Origin of the sequence: Methylotenera sp. (assembly GCF_036401095.1) — a bacterium.
Lineage (GTDB): Bacteria > Pseudomonadota > Gammaproteobacteria > Burkholderiales > Methylophilaceae > Methylotenera.
In genome coordinates this window covers 56,456-77,720 of record NZ_DASWWA010000021.1, presented here as the reverse complement: position 1 = coordinate 77,720, position 21,265 = coordinate 56,456, and the positions used below count along the sequence as shown (strand labels likewise).

Here is a 21,265-nt window from a genome sequence, read left to right as displayed (position 1 = left end):
TTAATGAATTTATTCTTGATAGTGTGTTCAAAACAACGCTATTACAAAGAATATCTGAGTGATCATTGGGGAGTATATAAAATGGCAGTGCTCGAAGTGGAAATGAGCCTTTACGAAGCCATATTAGCTAGGCGCTCCGTACGCAGTTACACAACACAAAAGCTAGATAAGGAGACGATTCCAAGCCTACTGGAAGCTGCTATACGCGCGCCTACAGCCATGCATGGAGAACCTTGGGCCTTTGTCATCATACAAGATAAAAAAGTACTGAAAGAACTCTCTGATCAAGCTAAATCGATGTTGCTAACCAGTAAGGAGTCCGATCAACAACAGCCATCTCTTAAGTTTTTTGAGCAGTTAATTAATCAGGATTTTAATATTTTCTATAACGCAGGCACACTCATCTTAATTTGCAGTAACAGCAACTTAACTACATCTGAAGCAGATTGTTGGTTAGCCGCTGAAAATCTAATTTTGGCAGCATGCGCCATGGGCTTAGGCACATGCATTATTGGCTGCGCATCCCCTATTTTAAATTTAGCAGAGGTCAAAACCAAACTAGGCATTTCTAGTGAATTTACAGTAGTTGCACCAATTATTGTCGGCTACCCCGGAGATACACCAGTACGCAGCTCACGTAATCATCCTAGAGTGTTGGCAAATATTCAAACCAACTAAATGCATAAAATGTAGTCAATACAATAAGCAATACAAATGGAGAGGCTGTGAATAAAAATGTACAAACAAATTCTCTGCCCGATAGATGGAAGCAACACCTCAAACTGTGGCATGGTGGAAGCGATTAACCTTGCCAAAGTCCATCATGCAAAGCTCAGGTTCTTACATGTGGTAGATACCTATTTCCCCATTTTAGATGCCAATGGCGACCTTAATGTATTGTATCTCGCTGACATTCAACGTAGCCAAGGTGAAAAGATACTAAAAGCCGCTGAAGATGGTGCGCTTCAATCTGGCGTATCTGCCGACACTAAAATCGCAGAAAGCATAGGTGATCGCGTCTCAACACTGATTATTAAGCAAGCAGAAGAATGGCCCGCAGATTTAATAGTCATGGGCACGCACGGCTTACGTGGGTTTGCGCGCTTTATGATGGGTAGTGATGCCGATGCAGTGGTCAAACAAAGTCATGTACCAGTGCTTTTGGTTAAAACGAATAGTTAAAATAATCTTTAACAATAAAAAAGGAAGCCATCATGTCAATTAGCTCAATTTGTAATCGAGAAGTGGTGACAGTTAGAGCTGATGCCACCGTTTTTGAAGCTGCAAAATTAATGCGTAATCATCATGTTGGCGATGTTGTGGTTGTCAAAGAGAATCAAGAGCAAACTATACCATTAGGCATCGTCACAGATCGGGATTTAGTCATAGAAGTTGTAGCAACTGAACTGGATTGTAAAGTCATTACGGTGAGTGACATCATGGTCAGGCATTTATCGGTAGTCACAGAAAGTGCTGGGATATTTGAAACGATTAAACTGATGACCTCAAAAGGTGTCCGCAGACTACCTGTTGTGGACGAACATGGCATGCTTACCGGCATTGTAACGCTGGACGATTTATTAATACTGCTCTCCAACGAGATTGGCTCATTAACTAAACTGGTGACGCGCGAACTTAAAAATGAGGCGTCATCAAGACGCTAAGGCCAAGGTTGATTTTAATCTAGTCATCTCAAATATAAAGCATGCGTCACCAGCTGACAGCAAAGCCTGCTCAGCCAATATCCGTTTTTACGAGTTAAGCCATATTTCAGGTAAAATAGCGCTTTTAAAATCAAACCCATTAAAACATGTCATCGCTTCAAGACGAAATCTCCCGCCGCCGTACTTTTGCTATTATTTCTCACCCCGATGCTGGTAAAACCACACTAACCGAAAAACTACTTTGGTTCGGTGGCGCAATTCAGGTCGCTGGTGAAGTACGTGGCCGTAAGGCAGCACGTCATGCGACATCAGACTGGATGGAACTTGAGAAGCAACGCGGTATTTCCGTCACTTCATCAGTGATGCAGTTCCCTTACCGCGAACACATGATTAACCTGCTGGACACCCCAGGCCATGATGACTTTTCTGAAGATACATACCGGACACTAACCGCAGTAGACTCTGCGGTGATGGTAATCGACTCAGTAAACGGCGTGGAAGCACAAACTATTAAACTGTTAAACGTGTGCCGTATGCGCGACACCCCTATCATCACGTTTATCAACAAACTAGACCGTGAAAGCCGCCCGCCAATTGAATTGCTGGATGAAATTGAAACCACACTAGGCATGGAATGTGCGCCAATGACTTGGCCTATAGGCATGGGTAAAACTTTCCGCGGTGTATACCATTTATACAACGATGAAATCTCGTTCTTTGACCCACGTGCAGAAAAAGGCACCTCAGAAACCATCAAAGGCCTAGATAACCCACGCCTTGATGAGCTACTGGGCATGCAAGCCGAGGAACTGCGTATTGATATTGAGTTGGTACGTGGTGCATCCCATGAGTTTGATAAAGAGCGCTATCTAAACGGTAAACAAACACCGGTGTTTTTTGGCTCTGCCATTAACAACTTTGGTGTGCAATCATTGCTGGATGCTGTAGTAGATTTATCTCCGCCGCCACAATCTCGCAACACAGCAAGCCGCCCTGTAGAGGCAAATGAAGGCAAGTTTTCAGGCTTTGTATTCAAAATTCAAGCGAATATGGACCCGAAACACCGTGACCGCATCGCGTTCTTGCGTGTGTGTTCTGGCCGTTTTGAGCGTGGCATGAAAGTAAAGCAAGTTGCTACCGGTAAAACTCTAAGCGTGAACAACGCCATCACCTTTATGGCACAAGACCGTACCACCATGGATGAAGCCTATTCTGGTGACATTATCGGTATTCCTAACCACGGCACAGTGAAATTGGGCGATACCTTTAGTGAAGGTGAAAACCTTAAATTTACTGGGATTCCATCATTTGCACCTGAGTTTTTCCGCCGTGCACGCATTAAAAACCCGATGAAAATGAAGCAGCTGCAAATTGGCCTAAAGCAGTTAGCAGAAGAAGGTGCAGCACAGTTGTTCCGCCCACTGCTTTCAAACGACCTGATTTTAGGTGCGGTTGGTATGTTGCAGTTTGAAGTGGTTGCACACCGTTTAGAGCATGAATACAGCGTAGATATGGTATTTGAACCATACGACTGCTACACCGCACGCTGGTTACGCGGATCTGACGCAGATTTAAAAACCATTGCAGACAAATACGGCTTCAACGTAGCATTAGATGGTGCAGATGATTATGTGTATCTGGCACCTAACCGCGTTAATCTGCAAATGGCACAAGAGCGTTATCCGGATATTGAATTCTTAGAAACGCGTGAAATTGCCTAACTTTCAATTAGCTGACTCTAGTCCCAAACCAGCCTAAAATAGATTTGAGCATGATGAGATGGTGCGCAAACATAATCTCATCCATCGTTTCACTGTGGGCTTGAGACTATATTCGAAAGCATAACATCATGACACTATGCCCATGCGATAGCGGTAATCCATACCAGCTATGCTGTGAGGTTTATCATCTCGGCACCCCCGCCCCCACTGCAGAGGCACTGATGCGCTCACGTTACAGCGCTTATGCATTGGCAAACAGCAAACCTGATTTAAAAGATTATCTATTATGCACATGGCACCCGGATTCTCGGCCGCAAGACCTGAATTTAGAGGGTGAAGAGGCTATCAAATGGCTAGGCTTAAAAGTGAAGCAGCATCAAATCATAGATGATGACAATGCAGTTGTCGCATTTGTGGCGCGTTTCAAATATGCCAACAATCTGGGTGGAAAAGCCGAAAGACTGCAGGAAACCAGCCGTTTTAAACGGATTGATAATCGCTGGTTTTATGTTGATGGTGATTACCAGTAATCAACGCATACATCTACCAGCCTAGATACGCCGCCTAGCTAAACTTAAAAAACAGCAACTCTAATTCACACAATCGTCATCAATATGAAATAAAAGCATCACCTTAACTTCACATTCACACACTAAGATGCACCTCATTACGCGCTTACCCCATTGCATTTTTATGGCGGCGCTCACATGAGATCAACATCATGGTGTATGAAAAATCCACGCGTGGTTTTAATGAGTTTACCAGCAATCAACGCACATTGAGTGTGCGCGAACGCCAAGTATTATTGCTGGTGAATGGCGTACGTAATCTGGATGACCTGAACAAGTTTTTTAAGCAGGACCAACTGCTAGACACGATTAAAAAGCTGGAGTCCGAAGGCTATATTCAACGGCCGCTAGGTCAGGAGGAACAGCGAGCACAGCAAGCCACAGCCGCCTCACATACATCACCAATCACCATATCCTTACTCGAAACAACAGAGCAAGCTACGCCTATCTGCCCAACAAAGCTAGCGACAGTAAAAAGCATACTGATCGAAGCTACCGATGACTATCTCGGTATGATGGGGCGCGGCATTAAAGCTAAAATTGAAAGCTGCGAGGATGAAACCAGCTTAAGACAATGTATCTCAAGCTGGCATATGGCGATGCGTGAATCCAAACTTGGGCGTGAGTCTGCAAGTTTTTTAATGGAGCAGATTCACCAAACCCTAGAAGGTAATATCATCGATAGTGCAAGCAGTACGCAACCGCAACATTAGTGCCCGGGGCGCGCTGCCTATTAAATGCCATGAAATATGGCGCTGATTTAGCTATTGATTAAGCGCCTTCAAACGCCTCGCACAATTGACTTAGCAACTGACCAAAAATTGGTAGCACGTCTTCTACACCATGTGGGCTATCATCGTCTGTACCAGCCACCACTAATGCAATCACCAACTTATCAACATTTTCTCTAAATTGCGTCCAATGCTCTACTTCTGCGTCGGCAATTAACTGAAACTTATTGAGGCCCGATTCTACAATCTCAACCAACTCAGCATCTGGCAAGCCTGCAAATAATGTCTTCGCAATGGTAATTTGCGCGGTTGGGAAATCAGGTTTTATATCCTCTTGCACTAGTGGTGCTGTAAAGAACGCGTAGCTAAGCAATGCAAATGCTTGATATACGCTCAGCATATCAAAATTATCGCTACGCTCAGCTAAAGGTGAGCGGTCAGCAGATTGAATCGCCTTAAACGTCACATAACAGCTCAAGTAATCGGCTGCATTCAATGCATCGTATTCATCTAAATTGGTATTAGGGGCTTCGTCATCGCGATGCGTGGCCGCTAAGCACAATGCATGCATCAGCTTTAAGCGTTGTGAATACGTCATTTCCATTTGGAGTCCTTATTAATCTTAAACAAAATAAACTACTATTAATCTAGTGCTGGCATTGCTTCTAGCATCTCATGCAATACCAACCATCGTTCTTCTGCGGTTTCTAACTGCTGAGTTAAAGCCGCCTGCGTTTTCAACAGTGTTTGCAAAGCAGATTTATCAGCACTAGTGTAGAGCTCGGTATCATTCAACTGCTCATCACACACTTTTTTATCGGTTTGCCACTGTGCCATATTGCGCTCAATTTGCTCAAGCTCTTTTAACAATGGGCGGCGCGCTGCGATTCTGGCCTGGCGCTCCGCTTTGTTCAGTGCACGGTCATTTTTATTAGGTTTATCAGTGACAACCGCCTGTGTGGCTTGTTTTTCTTTTAAACGCTGCTCATTTAACCATTGACTGTAATCTTCTAAATCACCATCAAACTGGCTAGCTTTACCATCTGCCACCAACACAAACTCATCGCATGTCGCGCGTAACAACGCTCGATCATGCGACACCAGTATCACTCCACCTTCAAAATCTTGTAAGGCAAGCGTGAGCGCATGGCGCATTTCAAGGTCTAAATGGTTGGTCGGTTCATCTAGTAACAGCAAGTTTGGGCGAGTCCAAATCAACAATGCCAATGCTAGGCGTGATTTTTCACCGCCAGAAAAGTTAGCACAAGGTGACCTTGCCATATCGCCTTTAAAGTCAAAGCCACCTAAATAATTAAGGTGCTCTTGCTCGCGCGTGAGTGGATCCAACTTCATCATGTGCTGTAGCGGCGAATCATCCGGTCGCAATTGCTCCAGTTGATGCTGCGCAAAGTAGCCAATATTCAGGTCTTTGCCTTCTACGCGCTTGCCGCTTAACGGTGCCAGTTCATGCGCTAATAATTTAATCAGCGTGGTTTTACCTGCACCATTTTTACCAAGTAAACCAATGCGCTCACCCGGCCTGATGGCTAATTCAATATTGCTAATCAAAGGCTTATCGTGATAACCCACACTCATGCCATCCAGCACCAGCAATGGGTCTGGCGCAGCAATCGGCGCTCTAAACTCAAACCCAAATTGTGAGTCTACATGCGCAGCGGAAATCATCTCCATGCGTTCCAGCGCTTTGATACGGCTTTGTGCCTGACGTGCTTTAGTGGCCTGCACGCGGAAACGGTCAATATAGCTTTGCAAGTGGGCAACTTTACGTTGCTGTTTCTCAAACATCGCTTGTTGCAATGCCAGTTTCTCAGCACGTTGGCGTTCAAAATCAGAGTAACCGCCACGGTACAGAGTCAGAGTTTGCTGCTCAATATGCGCAATGTGGTTCACAATTGCGTCTAAAAAGTCTCTATCGTGAGAAATAAGCAATAAAGTACCACGATAGCTCTGCAACCAACCCTCTAGCCAAATCACCGCATCCAAATCCAAGTGGTTGGTAGGCTCATCCAGCAACAGCAAGTCTGAGCGGCACATCAATGCACGCGCTAGGTTCAAACGCACGCGCCAGCCGCCAGAAAACGTAGATACTGGCTGCTGAAGCGCAGCTTGGCTAAAACCCAAGCCATTTAGCAACTCTGAGGCTCGCGCTTTTGCACTGTAACCCTCTATATCGGTCAGGCGTTGATGCAACTCTGCAATCAGTTCGCCTTGATGATTTGCCTCTGCAGCAACCAAAGCAGTTTCAATTTCACGTAACTCAACATCGCCATCCAGAACAAACTCAATAGCAGGCATAGCTAATGCAGGGGTTTCTTGGGCCACATGCGCCACTACCCAGCTTGCAGGCATTTCTAAATCGCCCTGCTCCGGGTGCACTTCACCACGTAGCATAGCAAATAAAGAAGACTTACCAGCGCCATTGGCACCAGTCAAACCAACTTTATGGCCGGGGTGCAGCTGCATGGATGCGCCTTGAATTAAAATTTTAAGGCCGCGTGTTAATGTAAGTTGTTTAAATTGAATCAAGTGATAACCATATGAATTAAATTGAGCCAAATGGATCGACATGCGTTTGGCTTAATGCATGCATTTAAGGCAGTGAGAATGTGACTGTTCACAATCGCTAACCGACTAAACCCGTTATTCTAAATGATTAACGCACATAGTCTTAAACACTCTTTTATTTTTAAGCCATATTTGTATAGTTTTACCTAGTTTTACAACTGCATCACCTTGAATATCAATCAATACTGTCAATATTCAAGTAAAATGTGCGGTCTAAACATTTAACAATAAAACCCACATAATCAATGGTTAAAAAATCTCTACTTTGGGTTTATCGAGCAGTACTTTGGCTAGTTGGTATTTCAGCTGTCATTGTGCTGGCTATCGCACTCACGATTCATTTTTGGCTGATGCCCAATATCGGCCAGCATAAAGATGAAATCGCAGGTTTCGCCAGTAAATCTGCCAAGCAAAGAATCACCATCGGCGATATCAAAGCTGACTGGCAAGGAGTCAATCCGCACTTGCTGCTGAGTAACATTGATATTTTTGACGTACAAAATCGCATCGCACTACAATTAAAAACGGTTGATGTTCATTTATCTTGGCTTAGCGTGCCGCTGTTAGAGCCGCATTTAGCCGAGCTTATTATTCGCGAGCCAGAGCTCACGGTACGCCGCACTACCAATGGTGAAATATTTGTAGCGGGCATCAGCATGGCTGGAGAATCTAATCCAGACTTAACCAACTGGTTATTAAGGCAGAATAAATTAGCCATCACTAATGCCAAAGTGCTGTGGCTGGACGAACTTAAACGCGCACCAGAGTTGAGCCTAAACCAGCTGAACGTTGAAGTGCTTAGCCCGCCCTGGAGAAGTTTGGTCAGAAATCATAGCTTCACAGTGAGCGCATTACCATCTGTTGGCAGCCGCTACCCGCTGCAAGTCACTGGCAGTTTTTATGGCAGCGATGTCCGTCAAACGCAAAACTGGCATGGCAACTTACATGTAGAGCTCAAAAACGCAGATCTAGCCGCTTACAAAGCTTGGGTTGATTACCCAGTTGACCTTAAGTCTGGTATCGGCAGCACCAAAGTTGACATTGATTTCTCACATCATCAGGTGCAATCCATCAATAGCCATGTTGCATTAGCAAATATACAGCTACAAACTAAGCCGCATCTAGCACCGCTGGTGCTAGATAAGCTTGCTGGCAATATCGTTTGGAAAAATCTAAGCAAAAACCAGCTATTTGGTACTTCAGCTAAATTTGGTCAATCGTTAAGCGTAAGCGAACTTAACGCCAGCGCGATGAATGGCCTCAATCTGAAAGACGTTAAAGCCAACTACACACAAACCGTTGAAGGAAAACAAGATTTTAATTTATCTGTGCCTAACTTTGGTCTGGCTAACATTCAAGCCAGTTTGTCACAACTGCCTTTACCTGAGGAGATTATTGCACCTATCAGCGCCATTAATCCGCAAGGTGAGCTGTCAGACCTGAGCGTGATGTGGCAGGCACAAAACAATATCACTCAAAGCTACCAAGTAACGACCAAGTTTAAACGCCTAACCACTAACGCGTACCAACACATACCGGGCTTTGGCAATTTATCCGGTGAATTTAAGGCGAATCAAAAATCAGGATTACTGTTACTGGATAGCGAACAAGCGCACATAGATGCAAAAGACACATTACGCTGGCCTATCCCTCTAGATACGCTGGAAGGGAAAGTCACATGGAACATCAACCCCAACAACACCAAAATTGACGTTAACGCATTAACAATAAGTAGCCCCCATTTGTCAGGCACACTGAATGCAAGCTACCTGATGGACGGTAAAAAAGGTGGCTATCTAGACTTAAAAGGTAAGTTCAATAACGGCAATGCAAAATATGCCAAATTTTATTATCCAAACATGCTGGGCGAGGCCACGATCAACTGGCTGGATACCTCTATATTAGAAGGCAAGGCTAACGATATTAATGTCACCGTTAAAGGCAGATTGGCAGACTTCCCGTTTGTAGATAGTAAAAACCACCTAGACCCGAAACTGGGGATATTCCGTGTCACTGCAAAAGTAAGTGATGCACTTTTAGAGTATGGTACAGACTGGCCCGTCATTGAGAAACTAGGCTTGGACCTGCTGTTTGAAGGCAACCGCATGGAGCTCAATGCACATACGGGGCACATATTTGGTAACCAAATCATTAAGAGTAAAACCACCATCGCACAGCTGGATGCTGACTACCCTATTCTTAATGTGCAATCCGAACTACAAGGCCCAGTGAGTGAAGGCATTGTTTTTGTAAATAAAAGCCCAGTGCATAGCCTCACTGAAGGCTTTACCGACACACTTAAAACCAGCGGCACCGGCAAATTTGGCTTAGGCTTAAGCATACCGCTTGCGGATATAGATGCGTCTAAATACAAAGGCATTTACCAAATTACCAACGGCAAAATGGAGAGTGAAGACATTCCGACACTGACACAAATTAACGGTAATCTGGAATTCACTGAAGCTAGCCTTAGCGCTAAAAACATTAAGGCCTACGCCTTTGGCTCACCGCTTGCATTTAACTTAAGCTCAGGTAAGGATAAGTCCGTACGCGTACAGGTAAGAGGCAAGCTAAGCGAGAGTAGCGTAAAACAGATGCTTACAGACAACTCATTGGCAAAAGCGAATGACTACATCAGCGGAGGCACTGAGTGGTTAGGTGATATTTTGATTCAGAAGCCACGCGTCAGCATAGGCATACGCTCGGACTTAGTCGGTATTGCCTCAGCCTTACCTGCACCGTTTGATAAAAATGCTAACCAACCGCTCAGCTTACGTGTAGATAAAAAAATAGACACCAACACCAGCTATACCTTCGTTAATATTGGTAATAAAGCCGGTGCAAAAATCACCAGCATTTTAAAAGATGGCAAGTTTGAGCTGAATAATGCCAATATCCAACTGGGCGGCGATATTAAAGTGGAACCTACCGTAAGCAACGACTCTGGCAAACCGGCGGGCATTGCTTTAAGCGGTAACTTAGATTACCTGAACGCAGATGCATGGCGTTATGTTGCGAAGAGTCTTGCAAATTCATCTAGCCAAACAATGAAGCTGCCAATTCAAAAAGTGGCCGTCACGATTAAAGCACTCGATATTTTCAATCGACGTCTTAATCAGGTAAATATTACCGAGCTAAATAACGAGGATAATCTACGCATCACGCTGCAAAGCAAAGAAATTACTGGCAACTTACAGTGGATAGACCATAAAAATGGTAAGTTAATTGCGCGATTAAGCAACCTTACTATCCCAGAAACGGCACCAGACCAGCTATCTGCCGCCAGCAGCGCGACGGATAACAAAAACTTAAAACAATTTACCAAGTTAGAGCAAGATTACCCTGCGCTAGACATTACAGCGGATAATTTTGTATTCCAGAAAAAGAATCTGGGTAGTTTAGAGTTCATTGCTTACCCTGAGAATGACAACTGGGATATTCAAAAAATCAAGTTCAGTACACCAGAAGGCACAATTAATGCAGAAGGACAATGGAATAACTGGGTAAGAAACGCCAACACCTCTCTTAATGTACGCTGGGACATTAAAGACTTGGGTCAAACGCTAGCGCGACTTGGCTATCCAGAAACAATTATGGAAGGTGAAGGCAAACTTACTGGACAGCTACGCTGGCCTGGCAGCCCACACCAATTTGATACCACGCGCTTAAGCGGCGAACTGAAGTTTGATGTGCGTAAAGGCCAGATTTTACAAGTGCAACCAGGCGTAGGTCGACTACTAGGCTTGCTTAGCCTGCAAAGTTTACCGCGGCGCCTGACATTAGATTTTAGAGACCTGTTTAGCAATGGCTTTGCTTTTGACAAAATCAATGCAACCGTTAAAATTGACCAAGGTATGATGCGCAGCGATAACTTTAAAATGGCAGGCCCAGCCGCAGATGTGCGCATTAAAGGTGAAATCAATATCCCCAAAGAGACACAGCATCTTTTTGTTAACGTTTCGCCAAGAATTAGTGATAGCATTTCGCTTGCTGCATTGGCTGGTGGGCCATTAGTAGGGGCAGTCGCATTTTTAGCCCAAAAGGTGTTAAAAGACCCTTTAAATAAAATTGCATCGACTGATTACGAAATCATTGGCACTTGGGATAACCCACAGGAAGTGAAGTCTGAAGATGAGTCGAAAAAGAGTCAGGACAACCCGCTCATTAATTAGTTAATAAACAAGTCAACGCATCGGCTTTAAAAAGAATTTAAAACTATTTGGATATTACATGGCTATCACCTCTCGCGTTACAACTACAAAAGCAAAACTCAGCAGTCAAAATACCGCCAAAGGCATTATCAAAATGGCAGCGATTCAAATGGCATCTGGGCCTCATGTCAGTGCAAACCTGAGCGAGGCCGAGCGCCTAATTGAAATTGCCGCTAACCAAGGCGCCAAATTAATTGCACTGCCTGAGTATTTTGCCATCATGGGTTTGAAAGAGTCTGACAAAGTCACCGCGCGTGAAGAAGAAGGCAAAGGCCCGATTCAAGACTTTTTAAGCAAAACTGCAAAAAAACATAAAATCTGGCTGATTGGCGGCTCTGTGCCTTTAGTTAGCAACGTGCCTAATAAAGTACGTAATAGCTGTTTAGTGTTTGACGACAAAGGCAAGCAAGTTGCACGTTACGATAAAATCCATCTGTTTGGCCTGAAGCTAGGCAATGAGCATTACACTGAAGAAAAAACGATTGAAGCCGGCGATACGGTCAAAGTGATTGATAGCCCATTTGGCAAAATTGGCTTATCAATTTGTTACGACCTACGCTTCCCTGAGCTATACAGAGCCATGGGCGAAGTGAATATTATTGTGGTGCCCTCTGCGTTTACCGACACAACAGGCAAAGCCCACTGGGAAAGCTTAATCCGCGCACGCGCCATTGAAAACTTAAGCTATGTCATTGCGCCAGCACAAGGTGGCTACCATATATCTGGCCGTGAAACCCACGGTAACAGCATGATTGTAGACCCATGGGGCGTAGTGCTGGATAGATTACCGCGTGGTTCAGGCGTGGTCATGGCAACCATGAACCCAACCTATCAAGAGAGTTTAAGAAAAAGTTTACCTGCACTGAAACATCGCACCATTAAGGTTGTCGGACAACAATAGCTTTAAGCATCAAACTTACCCGCTGCGTTGCAAATACATAGAGTTTGCAACGCAGCGCTAATTATAGAAACAACCAAACCTGTGCAATACCCTGCCCCGCTTGGAGCAGTGGTTGCATTTTGCATAGATTAGCTAGCAAACCTAAGATCTTATTGCCATATAAGCCCAAGCACTTACCGAGTTCTTTTTGAAAAGAAACCCATGAAAACGCAAGACACACAACCAAACGCCCAGCTAATTAAAGGTTCGCATTTTGATGCAGCAACAGAGGCGTTGCTTGCACCGGCTAATCTGGATGTGGCGAAACTGCAAAACGTGCTCGCCGATATGATGTCGCATCAAATCGACTATGCCGACTTGTACTTTCAATATAGCCGTAGCGAAAGCTGGGGGCTGGAAGAAGGTCAGGTTAAATCAGGTAACTTTTCTATAGACCAGGGCGTGGGTGTACGTGCGGTAAGCGGTGAAAAAACCGCTTTTGCTTACTCAGATGATATTAATTTAAAAGCGTTGCTAGAGGCAGCGAAAGCCACTAAATCCATCTCTAGCTTAGGTAATGAGCAAACTGCCAGTTCCATCATCAAGCCACAAACTCCACAGCTATATTTACCGCACGACCCAATTGCATCACTCTCTGCAGATGCAAAAGTAAAATTATTAGAACATTTGGAATCAATCGCAAGAAAACTAGACCCACGCATCACACAAGTCACGGCATCAATTGCAGGTGAATACGAGGTAGTGATGGTGGCACGCCATGATGGCGTGATAGCTGCAGACATTCGCCCATTAGTCCGTGTAGGTATCAATGTGATTGCTGAAAGCAATGGTCGCCGCGAACAAGGCTCTGCCGGTGGTGGTGGTCGTTTTGATTACAGCTACTTTACCGATGAAATCTTGCACGAATATGCGCAAAAAGCGGTACATCAGGCACTGGTTAACTTAGAGGCACGCCCTGCCCCGGCTGGCAGTATGACTGTCGTTTTAGGTTCTGGCTGGCCTGGCATTTTATTACATGAAGCGATTGGTCATGGTTTGGAGGGTGATTTTAACCGCAAAGGCAGCTCTGCATTTAGCAATATGATTGGGCAGCAAGTAGCGGCAAAAGGTATCACTATTGTGGATGATGGCACGATTGCAGACCGCCGTGGCTCACTCAGCGTAGATGATGAGGGCAACCCTACTAATAAAACCGTATTGATTGAAGACGGCATTTTGCGTGGCTATATTCAAGACACGCTCAATGCACGGCTGATGAATATGCCACTTACAGGTAATGCACGCCGCGAAAGCTACGCCCATGTGCCAATGCCACGCATGACCAACACTTATATGCTAAATGGCACATTGCCACCTGAAGAAATCATCAAGTCTGTGAAAAAAGGCTTGTACGCAGCTAATTTTGGCGGCGGGCAAGTGGATATCACCAGCGGCAAGTTTGTATTTAGTGCCGCAGAAGCTTATATGATTGAAGATGGGAAAATTACCTACCCGGTAAAAGGAGCAACCCTGATTGGCAATGGCCCAGAAGTATTGAAACGCGTTTCTATGATTGGTAACGACATGGCGCTGGATTCAGGGGTTGGCACTTGTGGCAAAGAGGGGCAAAGTGTGCCAGTTGGCGTTGGGCAGCCTACCCTTAAAATTGATGGCTTAACAGTTGGCGGCACTGCCTAAATTAACGCAGATTTAATAACGGTTGTGTGCTAACAGCCGTTATAATCTGCCCTTTTTCACCGCAACAAAATCATAAACTCATGACGCAGAACACCCTGCCAATTCCCAACAAAGGCCACGCCAGTCGGCTAACACTTGCAAACAGTGGCGAAGATGCGTTTGCACTGGCAATGTTAGCAACGGCATCAAAAGCACAAAAACCGCATCAGCCATTAGTGATTATCACGGCTGGCGGCTTTGATGCGCAAAGACTACTAGAAGAGATTCCGTATTTTGCACCCGACTTATCAGTGCACTTATTACCGGATTGGGAAACCCTGCCTTATGATCAGTTTTCACCGCACCCAGACTTAATTTCAGACCGTCTCACTACGCTCTACCATATTGCGCAAAACGCGTTTGATGTGGTGATTGTGCCATTAGCCACTGCGCTGATTCGCTTAAGCCCCAAGGCTTATTTAAGTGCCAATACCTTTATGCTCAAAAAAGGGCAGACATTAGATATTGAAGCACTGAGGCTGCAATGCGCAGAAGCGGGCTATCACCATGTAACGCAAGTAATCTCTCACGGGGAGTTCAGCGTACGTGGTGGCTTGGTGGATTTATTCCCAATGGGTTCAGCCCTGCCTTACCGTATTGATTTGTTTGATGATGAAATTGAAACGATACGCACATTTGATGTAGATACACAGCGCAGCCTGTACCCAGTACCAGAAATCAGGCTACTGCCTGCACGTGAGTTTCCACTGGATGAAGCAGGTATTGCGCTATTCCGCAGCCAGTTCCGCGAAGCGTTTGAAGGTGACCCGCAACGCGCAAAAATCTACAAAGACGTAAGTAAAGGCATAGCATCTGGCGGTATTGAGTGGTATTTACCTTTGTTTTTTGAGCAAACCGCCACATTGCTAGATTATTTGGCGTCAGACAGCCTGTTATGTCTGCATGGTGATTTAGATTTAAGCGCACAGCAATTTTGGCGAGAGGCACAATCGCGCTATCGCACTTTGGCGCACGATGCAGAGCGCCCACTACTGCCGCCAGAAAATCTGCTGATTAAAACTGAAGACTTTTTCAGTGCTACACATACGTTTGCCAGAGTGGTACTCACTACCGGCAGTTTAGAAGCTAGCAAAGCTGCAAGTACCCTACCCGCATTAGATATTGAGCGCCGTGCAGAGCGCCCATTACATAAGCTAACTGAATTCATCGGTCAGTTTAAGGGCCGCATTCTGATTGTGGCAGAAAGCTTGGGCCGACGAGAAACCATGACGCAATTATTTGCGGAGCACGGCTTAAAAGTCGCCATCTGTGAAACTTGGGCTGAGTTCCAAGCCAGTGATGCGCATGTGATGTTGGGCGTCAGCACGCTGCATCGCGGTGTAGTGTTTAGCGATAACCATGCGCAAGCAATTGCCATCATCACTGAAGCAGAACTCTATGCTGCCACCGTGCGCCAACAGCGTCGCCGTGAAAAAGAAAAAGCCCGCAGTACAGAAGGTATGCTCAAAGATTTATCCGAGCTACGCATCAATGACCCGGTTGTACATGAACAACATGGCGTAGGCCGTTATAAAGGCTTGATTAACCTAGACTTAGGCGAAGGTGAGACTGAGTTCCTGCTACTTGAATACTACGGTGACGATAAGCTATACGTACCAGTTTCACAGCTATTCCTTATCTCACGTTACTCAGGCGGCCCACCGGAATCTGCCCCATTACACCGCTTAGGCAGTGGTAGCTGGGAAAAAGCCAAGAAAAAAGCGCTTAAACAAATCCGCGATACCGCGGCAGAGCTGCTAAACCTGTATGCACAGCGTGCAGCCAGACGCGGTCATGCCTTTACCTTAAGCCTGCAGGACTACGAAGCTTTCTGTGAAGGCTTCCCGTTTGAAGAAACCGCAGACCAGTTGGAAGCGATTGAAAACGTCATTAAAGACATGCAATCCGGCCGCCCAATGGACAGGCTGGTATGTGGCGATGTGGGCTTTGGTAAAACCGAGGTTGCCCTACGCGCAGCATTTGTTGCGGTGATGGGTGGGCGTCAGGTTGCTGTATTGGTGCCTACTACGCTGCTTGCCGAGCAGCACTTTAATAACTTTAGTGACCGCTTTGCCGAGTGGCCGATCAAAATTGCAGAAATCTCACGTTTCAGAACTGCAAAAGAGCAAGCTGAAGCCCTGCGTGGCTTAGAAGCAGGTGAAATCGACATTATCATCGGCACCCACCGCCTGATTCAAAAAGACGTACGATTTAAAAACCTAGGTCTAGTAATTCTGGATGAAGAGCACCGCTTTGGCGTGCGGCAGAAAGAACAGCTCAAGGCACTACGTGCTGAGGTGGATGTGCTGACACTGACCGCAACGCCGATCCCACGTACATTAAGCATGGCAATGGAAGGTTTGCGTGAATTTAGTGTGATTGCCACACCGCCTCAAAAACGCTTAAGTATTAAAACATTTCATACCGAATACTCAGAAGGCATTATCCGCGAAGCAGTGACCCGCGAGTTTAAACGTGGTGGTCAGGTCTACTTCCTGCATAATGAAGTAGATACCATACACTCCATGCGCGAAAAACTTGAGCGCATTTTGCCTGATGCCCGCATCGCCGTGGCACACGGACAGCTACGCGAACGCGAGCTAGAGCATGTGATGCGTGATTTTTATCACCAACGTTACAACCTATTGCTTTGCACCACTATTATTGAAACTGGTATTGATGTGCCGACTGCCAATACCATTATCATGAATAAAGCCGATATGTTTGGCTTGGCGCAGATGCACCAACTGCGCGGCCGTGTTGGGCGCTCGCACCACCAAGCCTACGCTTACCTGCTGACAGAAGCTGGTCGCAAAATCACGGTACAGGCGCAAAAACGCCTAGATGCGATTCAGTTAATGGAAGACCTCGGCGCAGGGTTCCATCTGGCGATGCATGATTTAGAGATTCGTGGCGCTGGTGAATTGCTAGGCGACTCACAAAGCGGTGAAATGCAGGAAATCGGCTTTAATTTATATGCTGACATGTTGAATCACGCTGTAAAACAGCTCAAAGCAGGTAAAGAGCCTGATTTAAATGCACCGTTAGGTGTTACCACAGAAATCAACCTGCACACCCCTGCACTACTCACTAACGACTACTGCCCGGATGTGCACGAGCGGCTAGTGATTTATAAGCGCTTGGCAAACTGCAACGACGACGACACCTTAGACAACCTGCAAGAAGAGCTGATTGACCGCTTTGGTTTACTACCGGAGCAAGGCGAAGCTTTGATGGCATGCCACCGCCTGCGTATCGCCGCTAAACCACTGGGGATTATTAAGATTGATGCGTCAGATGCAGCAATTCAATTACAGTTTAACCCTAGGGCCGATATAGACCCGTTAAAACTGATTAATTTGCTGCAACGCGATAAACGATGCCGCATGAACGGGCCAGATAAACTGAGAGTCTCTATCGCACTAGAAGCCATCAATCTGCGGGCTGACTTTGTGAAAAGCCTACTCAAGGAATTTGTATAAAAAACTTGGTGCGCTTATATCTATGCACATAAGCGCACTAAATCTAGTAATAATCGTTTTAGCAGAATTCCTCTTAGTGACAATCACATACTGCCGCAATCTGTTGCGGCAGTATGTCCATATCAAACTTAAAACTGTCATATAAACTTCATTTAATCAGGGCTGTATCTGACTATGATAGCGACTCAAAATCGCCATATAAACATACAACTAAACCTTGTATCTATATCAAATCGCTTTACAATGCTTGCATATATGAGCAAAGGCTTAATGTAGTGAATCAGTTTTTCCGTAAAAAAATCTCTAAATTAGATTTGATCGTATTGCGTATAGTCTGCATTTACCTTGCGTTTGGTTTGCTTTGGATTTTTGCGTCAGATTCTTTGATGTCTAGCCTGATCTCCAGCCATGATGAGTTTGCAATACTGAGCACCTACAAAGGTGTGGCCTTTATTTTGATCACCGCGCTGTTGCTATATTCACTTTTCCGCAGAACCTTAAAAGAACAGCAGTGTATAGAGCAATCACTACAAGCAAGTGAAGAACGCTGGAAGTTTGCGCTAGAAGGTTCAGGCGATGGCGTATGGGACTGGGATCTACCAAGTGACCATGTGTTTCGCTCTAGCCGCTGGAGCCAAATTTATGGCTATGCTGAGAATGAAATCGCCCCTACAGCAACCGCAGGCAGGGAGTTGGTACACCCTGACGACTTGGCCATACTGATTAGTGATGTTCAAAATTATTTTGCCGGCAACAGTGATGTTTACATTTCTGAGTTTCGTCTACGTTGCAAAGATGGCTCTTGGAAATGGACATTGGCTCGTGGCATGACCGTGAGCAGGTCTGCAGATGGAAAACCACTGAGAATGATTGGTACTCACACCGACATTACTAACCGCAAAACCTCAGAAGCACAAGTCACCCATTTAGCCCACTATGACCAGTTAACCGGTTTACCTAACCGCGTGCTGTTTCTGGATCGATTTAAGCAAGATATTAAAAAAGCTCAGCGCACCGGGCAAATTGTGACGCTTATGTTTTTAGATTTGGATAAGTTCAAGGAAGTAAACGATTCGCTTGGTCACGACATTGGCGATATGCTGCTAAAAGATGTCGCCCGCCGTCTTGAAAGCTGCGTGCGGGAGTCTGACACCGTAGCGCGCATGGGTGGTGATGAGTTCACCATTATTCTGAACGACATTAACAGCCAAGTGAATATCGAACGCATTGCACAAGACATTTTAAATCAACTTACAACACCATTTCACTTGGGTGATGAAGTCATTCATGTCAGCACCAGTATTGGTATCAGCAACTACCCCAAAGATGGCACAGAGGTGGAGCTACTGCTTAAAAATGCCGACCAAGCTATGTACGTGGCAAAAGAGCAAGGGCGTAATCGCTACCAATATTTCACCCCAGTGATGCAGGAAGAGGCTCTGAAACGTATGCGTCTCATCAGTGATTTATGGGGGGCGTTAAATGACAACCAGTTCCGCGTGTACTACCAGCCGATTGTGGATCTTACAACAGGTGCAATTTTTAAAGCAGAAGCCCTTATCCGCTGGCAACACCCAACACGTGGCTTGGTTAGCCCTAATGACTTTATTCCTGTGGCTGAAGATACCGGTTTGATTGTAGATATTGGTGATTGGCTATTTAACGAAGTTGCCAGTCAAATGGCAACATGGAAGCAACACTACCCTAACCTGCAAGTGAGCGTGAATAAATCACCTGTGCAGTTTAGAAGCGTGCACGACAATTGTTCTAATTGGATAGAGCGCTTACAGCAACTAGGATTGTCTGGTGAAAGTTTTATTGTCGAGATTACTGAGGGTTTGCTGTTAGATGCAAGAGACTCTGTGGTAGGTCAGCTCAATGCATTTAGAGAAGCTGGCATTAAAATCGCAATTGATGACTTTGGCACTGGCTATTCATCTCTAGCTTACCTGAGAAAATTCGATATCGATTTTGTAAAAATTGACCGCTCGTTCACCTCCAACATCATACCGAACTCAAGTGATATGGTGCTCTGCGAGGCGATTATCGAAATGTCGCACAAGCTTGGCATGAAAGTGATTGCAGAAGGCGTTGAGACGGATGAGCAACGCGATTTGTTACGCAATGCCAACTGCGACTTTGGGCAAGGCTATTTGTACTCAAAACCAGTTACTGCCGAGCAGTTCGAGCAGTTGCTCAACGCTACGCAATCTAACTTCACGTTAAACTAATTTAATACTCTCACTTAGTTTTTTAACGGCGTCCACTTCACCGCGCACTTTAAAAAATGCCCCCTCATGGTCAGAGGTTTCTGCCAGAACCTGGCAAGTTGCATAGATATCCTTACGTAATTGCTGTGCTTCCCACGGTACAAATAACTCAGCTTCAATTTGATCTTGCTGATAAAACGCGACAATTTTTTTATGTAGTGCAACTACATCATCCGGCCGTCTCGCACTCATCACCACACAATCAGGATAGCGGCTTTGCAGCGTAAGTGTTAATTCTGCCTGAGCGGCATCATCGCCAACAAAATCAATTTTATTAAAAACGCGGATACGCGGCACATCATCAGCACCAATCTCGTTCAGCACCTCATTGGTAACTTCAAGCTGGCGCTCGAATCCTGAGTCACTGGCATCAATCACGTGTAGCAATAACGATGCATCCAATGCTTCATCTAAGGTCGATTTAAATGACGCAACCAAGCCATGCGGCAAGTTTTTAATAAAGCCCACCGTATCGCTCACTAGAATCCGCGGGATGCTTTCCGGGTAGAGCGCACGCACTGTGGTATCCAGAGTTGCAAATAGTTTATTAGCAACCAGCACTTCACTGCCGGTTAGTGCTCGCATCAAGGTAGATTTACCTGCGTTGGTATAGCCAACCAGTGCAACGCCTGCCATGCCTTGGCGCCCTTGCCTGCGCGCACGCTGCGTTTTACGCTCTGCTTCCATCGCCAGAATATCCTGCTGTAGTTCAGCAATGCGGTCACGGATTTTACGTCTATCCAGTTCAGTATGTGACTCACCCGCACCACGCCCACCCTCACCACTGCGCTGCCTGCCCTGCGGGCCAGCCAGTTTTGCCGCTTCACGCAGACGCGGCGCCATATAACCCAAACGCGCAATTTCAACTTGTGCACATGCTGCACGCGAGCGTGCATTACGGTGAAAAATCTCCAGAATCACCATGGTGCGATCCATCACCTCACAGCCTACTTCTTTTTCAAGATTACGTGCCTGTGATGGCGAGATCTCATGGTCTACCAGTACCGTGTCAATTTCCCAGTCATTAAGGTCGGCTGGTGCTTTATCAAACTCAACCTCATATGACTCATGATTCACAAAAGTGCGTATTTCTTCTCGCTTGCCTTCACCAAGATAGGCTTTGATATCAAACCCGGCACGCTTTTGCACAAAGGTTTTCACGACATCATAGCCCAAGGTTTTTGCAAGCTCGCGCAGCTCGGTTAACGAGGCTTCAAACTCAGCATCACTCACGTTAGGTAATTGAACAGCGGCGACCAGCGCGAGATTTGAGCGCTCTTTAACTTCTTTTTGCATTAGACGGTAGGGGTATTAATTGATTGAGGACAGATAGTACCTGAAAAGTATAATTTATCCTTGTTGAGTTTGCAGTTGGGTGCTAAAAATCGTAATCAAAACAGAATGGTTAAGAGCA

Annotated in this window: 14 protein-coding genes; 11 read left to right on the top strand and 3 right to left on the bottom strand. The window is 45.5% G+C overall.

Translation table 11 applies throughout. From position 1 onward, the window contains the following. Nucleotides 1-81: 81 nt before the first annotated feature. From VGD82_RS10545 to VGD82_RS10520, 6 genes are all read left to right on the top strand, one after another. The gene (locus VGD82_RS10545) at nt 82-678 is read left to right on the top strand and encodes a nitroreductase family protein (protein WP_331020348.1); all 597 of its coding nucleotides are present in this window, start codon (nt 82-84) and stop codon (nt 676-678) included. Between the two features lie 57 nt (nt 679-735). Beyond that, on the top strand, nt 736-1,182 hold the full coding sequence (locus VGD82_RS10540) for a universal stress protein (protein ID WP_331020347.1): 447 nt from the start codon (nt 736-738) through the stop codon (nt 1,180-1,182). Nucleotides 1,183-1,214: 32 nt separating this feature from the next. After that, on the top strand, nt 1,215-1,664 hold the full coding sequence (locus tag VGD82_RS10535) for a CBS domain-containing protein (RefSeq protein ID WP_331020346.1): 450 nt from the start codon (nt 1,215-1,217) through the stop codon (nt 1,662-1,664). Between the two features lie 146 nt (nt 1,665-1,810). Beyond that, nucleotides 1,811-3,385, top strand: a complete 1,575-nt coding sequence (locus tag VGD82_RS10530) for a peptide chain release factor 3 (protein WP_331020345.1) — start codon at nt 1,811-1,813, stop codon at nt 3,383-3,385. Nucleotides 3,386-3,513: 128 nt separating this feature from the next. Continuing rightward, on the top strand, nt 3,514-3,915 hold the full coding sequence (locus VGD82_RS10525; RefSeq protein ID WP_331020344.1) for a YchJ family protein: 402 nt from the start codon (nt 3,514-3,516) through the stop codon (nt 3,913-3,915). Between the two features lie 191 nt (nt 3,916-4,106). Then, nucleotides 4,107-4,667, top strand: a complete 561-nt coding sequence (locus VGD82_RS10520) for a hypothetical protein (protein ID WP_331020343.1) — start codon at nt 4,107-4,109, stop codon at nt 4,665-4,667. 58 nt (nt 4,668-4,725) lie between these two features. Here the strand turns inward: VGD82_RS10520 and VGD82_RS10515 are convergent, their stop codons facing one another. Then, complete coding sequence (locus VGD82_RS10515) at nt 4,726-5,289, bottom strand: hypothetical protein (RefSeq protein ID WP_331020342.1); 564 nt, start codon at nt 5,287-5,289, stop codon at nt 4,726-4,728. Between the two features lie 38 nt (nt 5,290-5,327). Further along, nucleotides 5,328-7,232, bottom strand: coding sequence for a ribosomal protection-like ABC-F family protein (gene abc-f, locus VGD82_RS10510; protein ID WP_331020341.1), 1,905 nt, complete (start codon nt 7,230-7,232; stop codon nt 5,328-5,330). Nucleotides 7,233-7,516: 284 nt separating this feature from the next. Between abc-f and VGD82_RS10505 the strand changes: the two genes are divergently transcribed. The 5 genes from VGD82_RS10505 to VGD82_RS10485 all read left to right on the top strand — a co-directional run bounded on the left by VGD82_RS10505 (nt 7,517) and on the right by VGD82_RS10485 (nt 19,812). Further along, on the top strand, nt 7,517-11,443 hold the full coding sequence (locus VGD82_RS10505) for a YhdP family protein (protein WP_331020340.1): 3,927 nt from the start codon (nt 7,517-7,519) through the stop codon (nt 11,441-11,443). A 58-nt stretch (nt 11,444-11,501) separates the two neighbouring features. Beyond that, a complete protein-coding gene (locus tag VGD82_RS10500; RefSeq protein ID WP_331020339.1) occupies nt 11,502-12,383 on the top strand; it encodes a carbon-nitrogen hydrolase family protein in 882 nt (293 codons plus the stop codon). A gap of 201 nt (nt 12,384-12,584) precedes the next feature. After that, nucleotides 12,585-14,060 (top strand): metalloprotease TldD, encoded by a 1,476-nt coding sequence (gene tldD / locus VGD82_RS10495; RefSeq protein ID WP_331020338.1) that lies wholly within the window; start codon nt 12,585-12,587, stop codon nt 14,058-14,060. Nucleotides 14,061-14,140: 80 nt separating this feature from the next. Continuing rightward, nucleotides 14,141-17,581, top strand: coding sequence for a transcription-repair coupling factor (gene mfd, locus VGD82_RS10490; RefSeq protein WP_331020337.1), 3,441 nt, complete (start codon nt 14,141-14,143; stop codon nt 17,579-17,581). 275 nt (nt 17,582-17,856) lie between these two features. Then, the gene (locus VGD82_RS10485; protein WP_331020336.1) at nt 17,857-19,812 is read left to right on the top strand and encodes a putative bifunctional diguanylate cyclase/phosphodiesterase; all 1,956 of its coding nucleotides are present in this window, start codon (nt 17,857-17,859) and stop codon (nt 19,810-19,812) included. On the opposite strand, the gene hflX is transcribed toward VGD82_RS10485, so the two are convergent. After that, nucleotides 19,804-21,147 carry a GTPase HflX gene (gene hflX / locus VGD82_RS10480; RefSeq protein WP_331020335.1) on the bottom strand — a complete coding sequence of 448 codons (1,344 nt, stop codon included), beginning with the start codon at nt 21,145-21,147 and terminating at the stop codon, nt 19,804-19,806. The genes VGD82_RS10485 and hflX overlap by 9 nt on opposite strands. Nucleotides 21,148-21,265 lie beyond the last annotated feature (118 nt).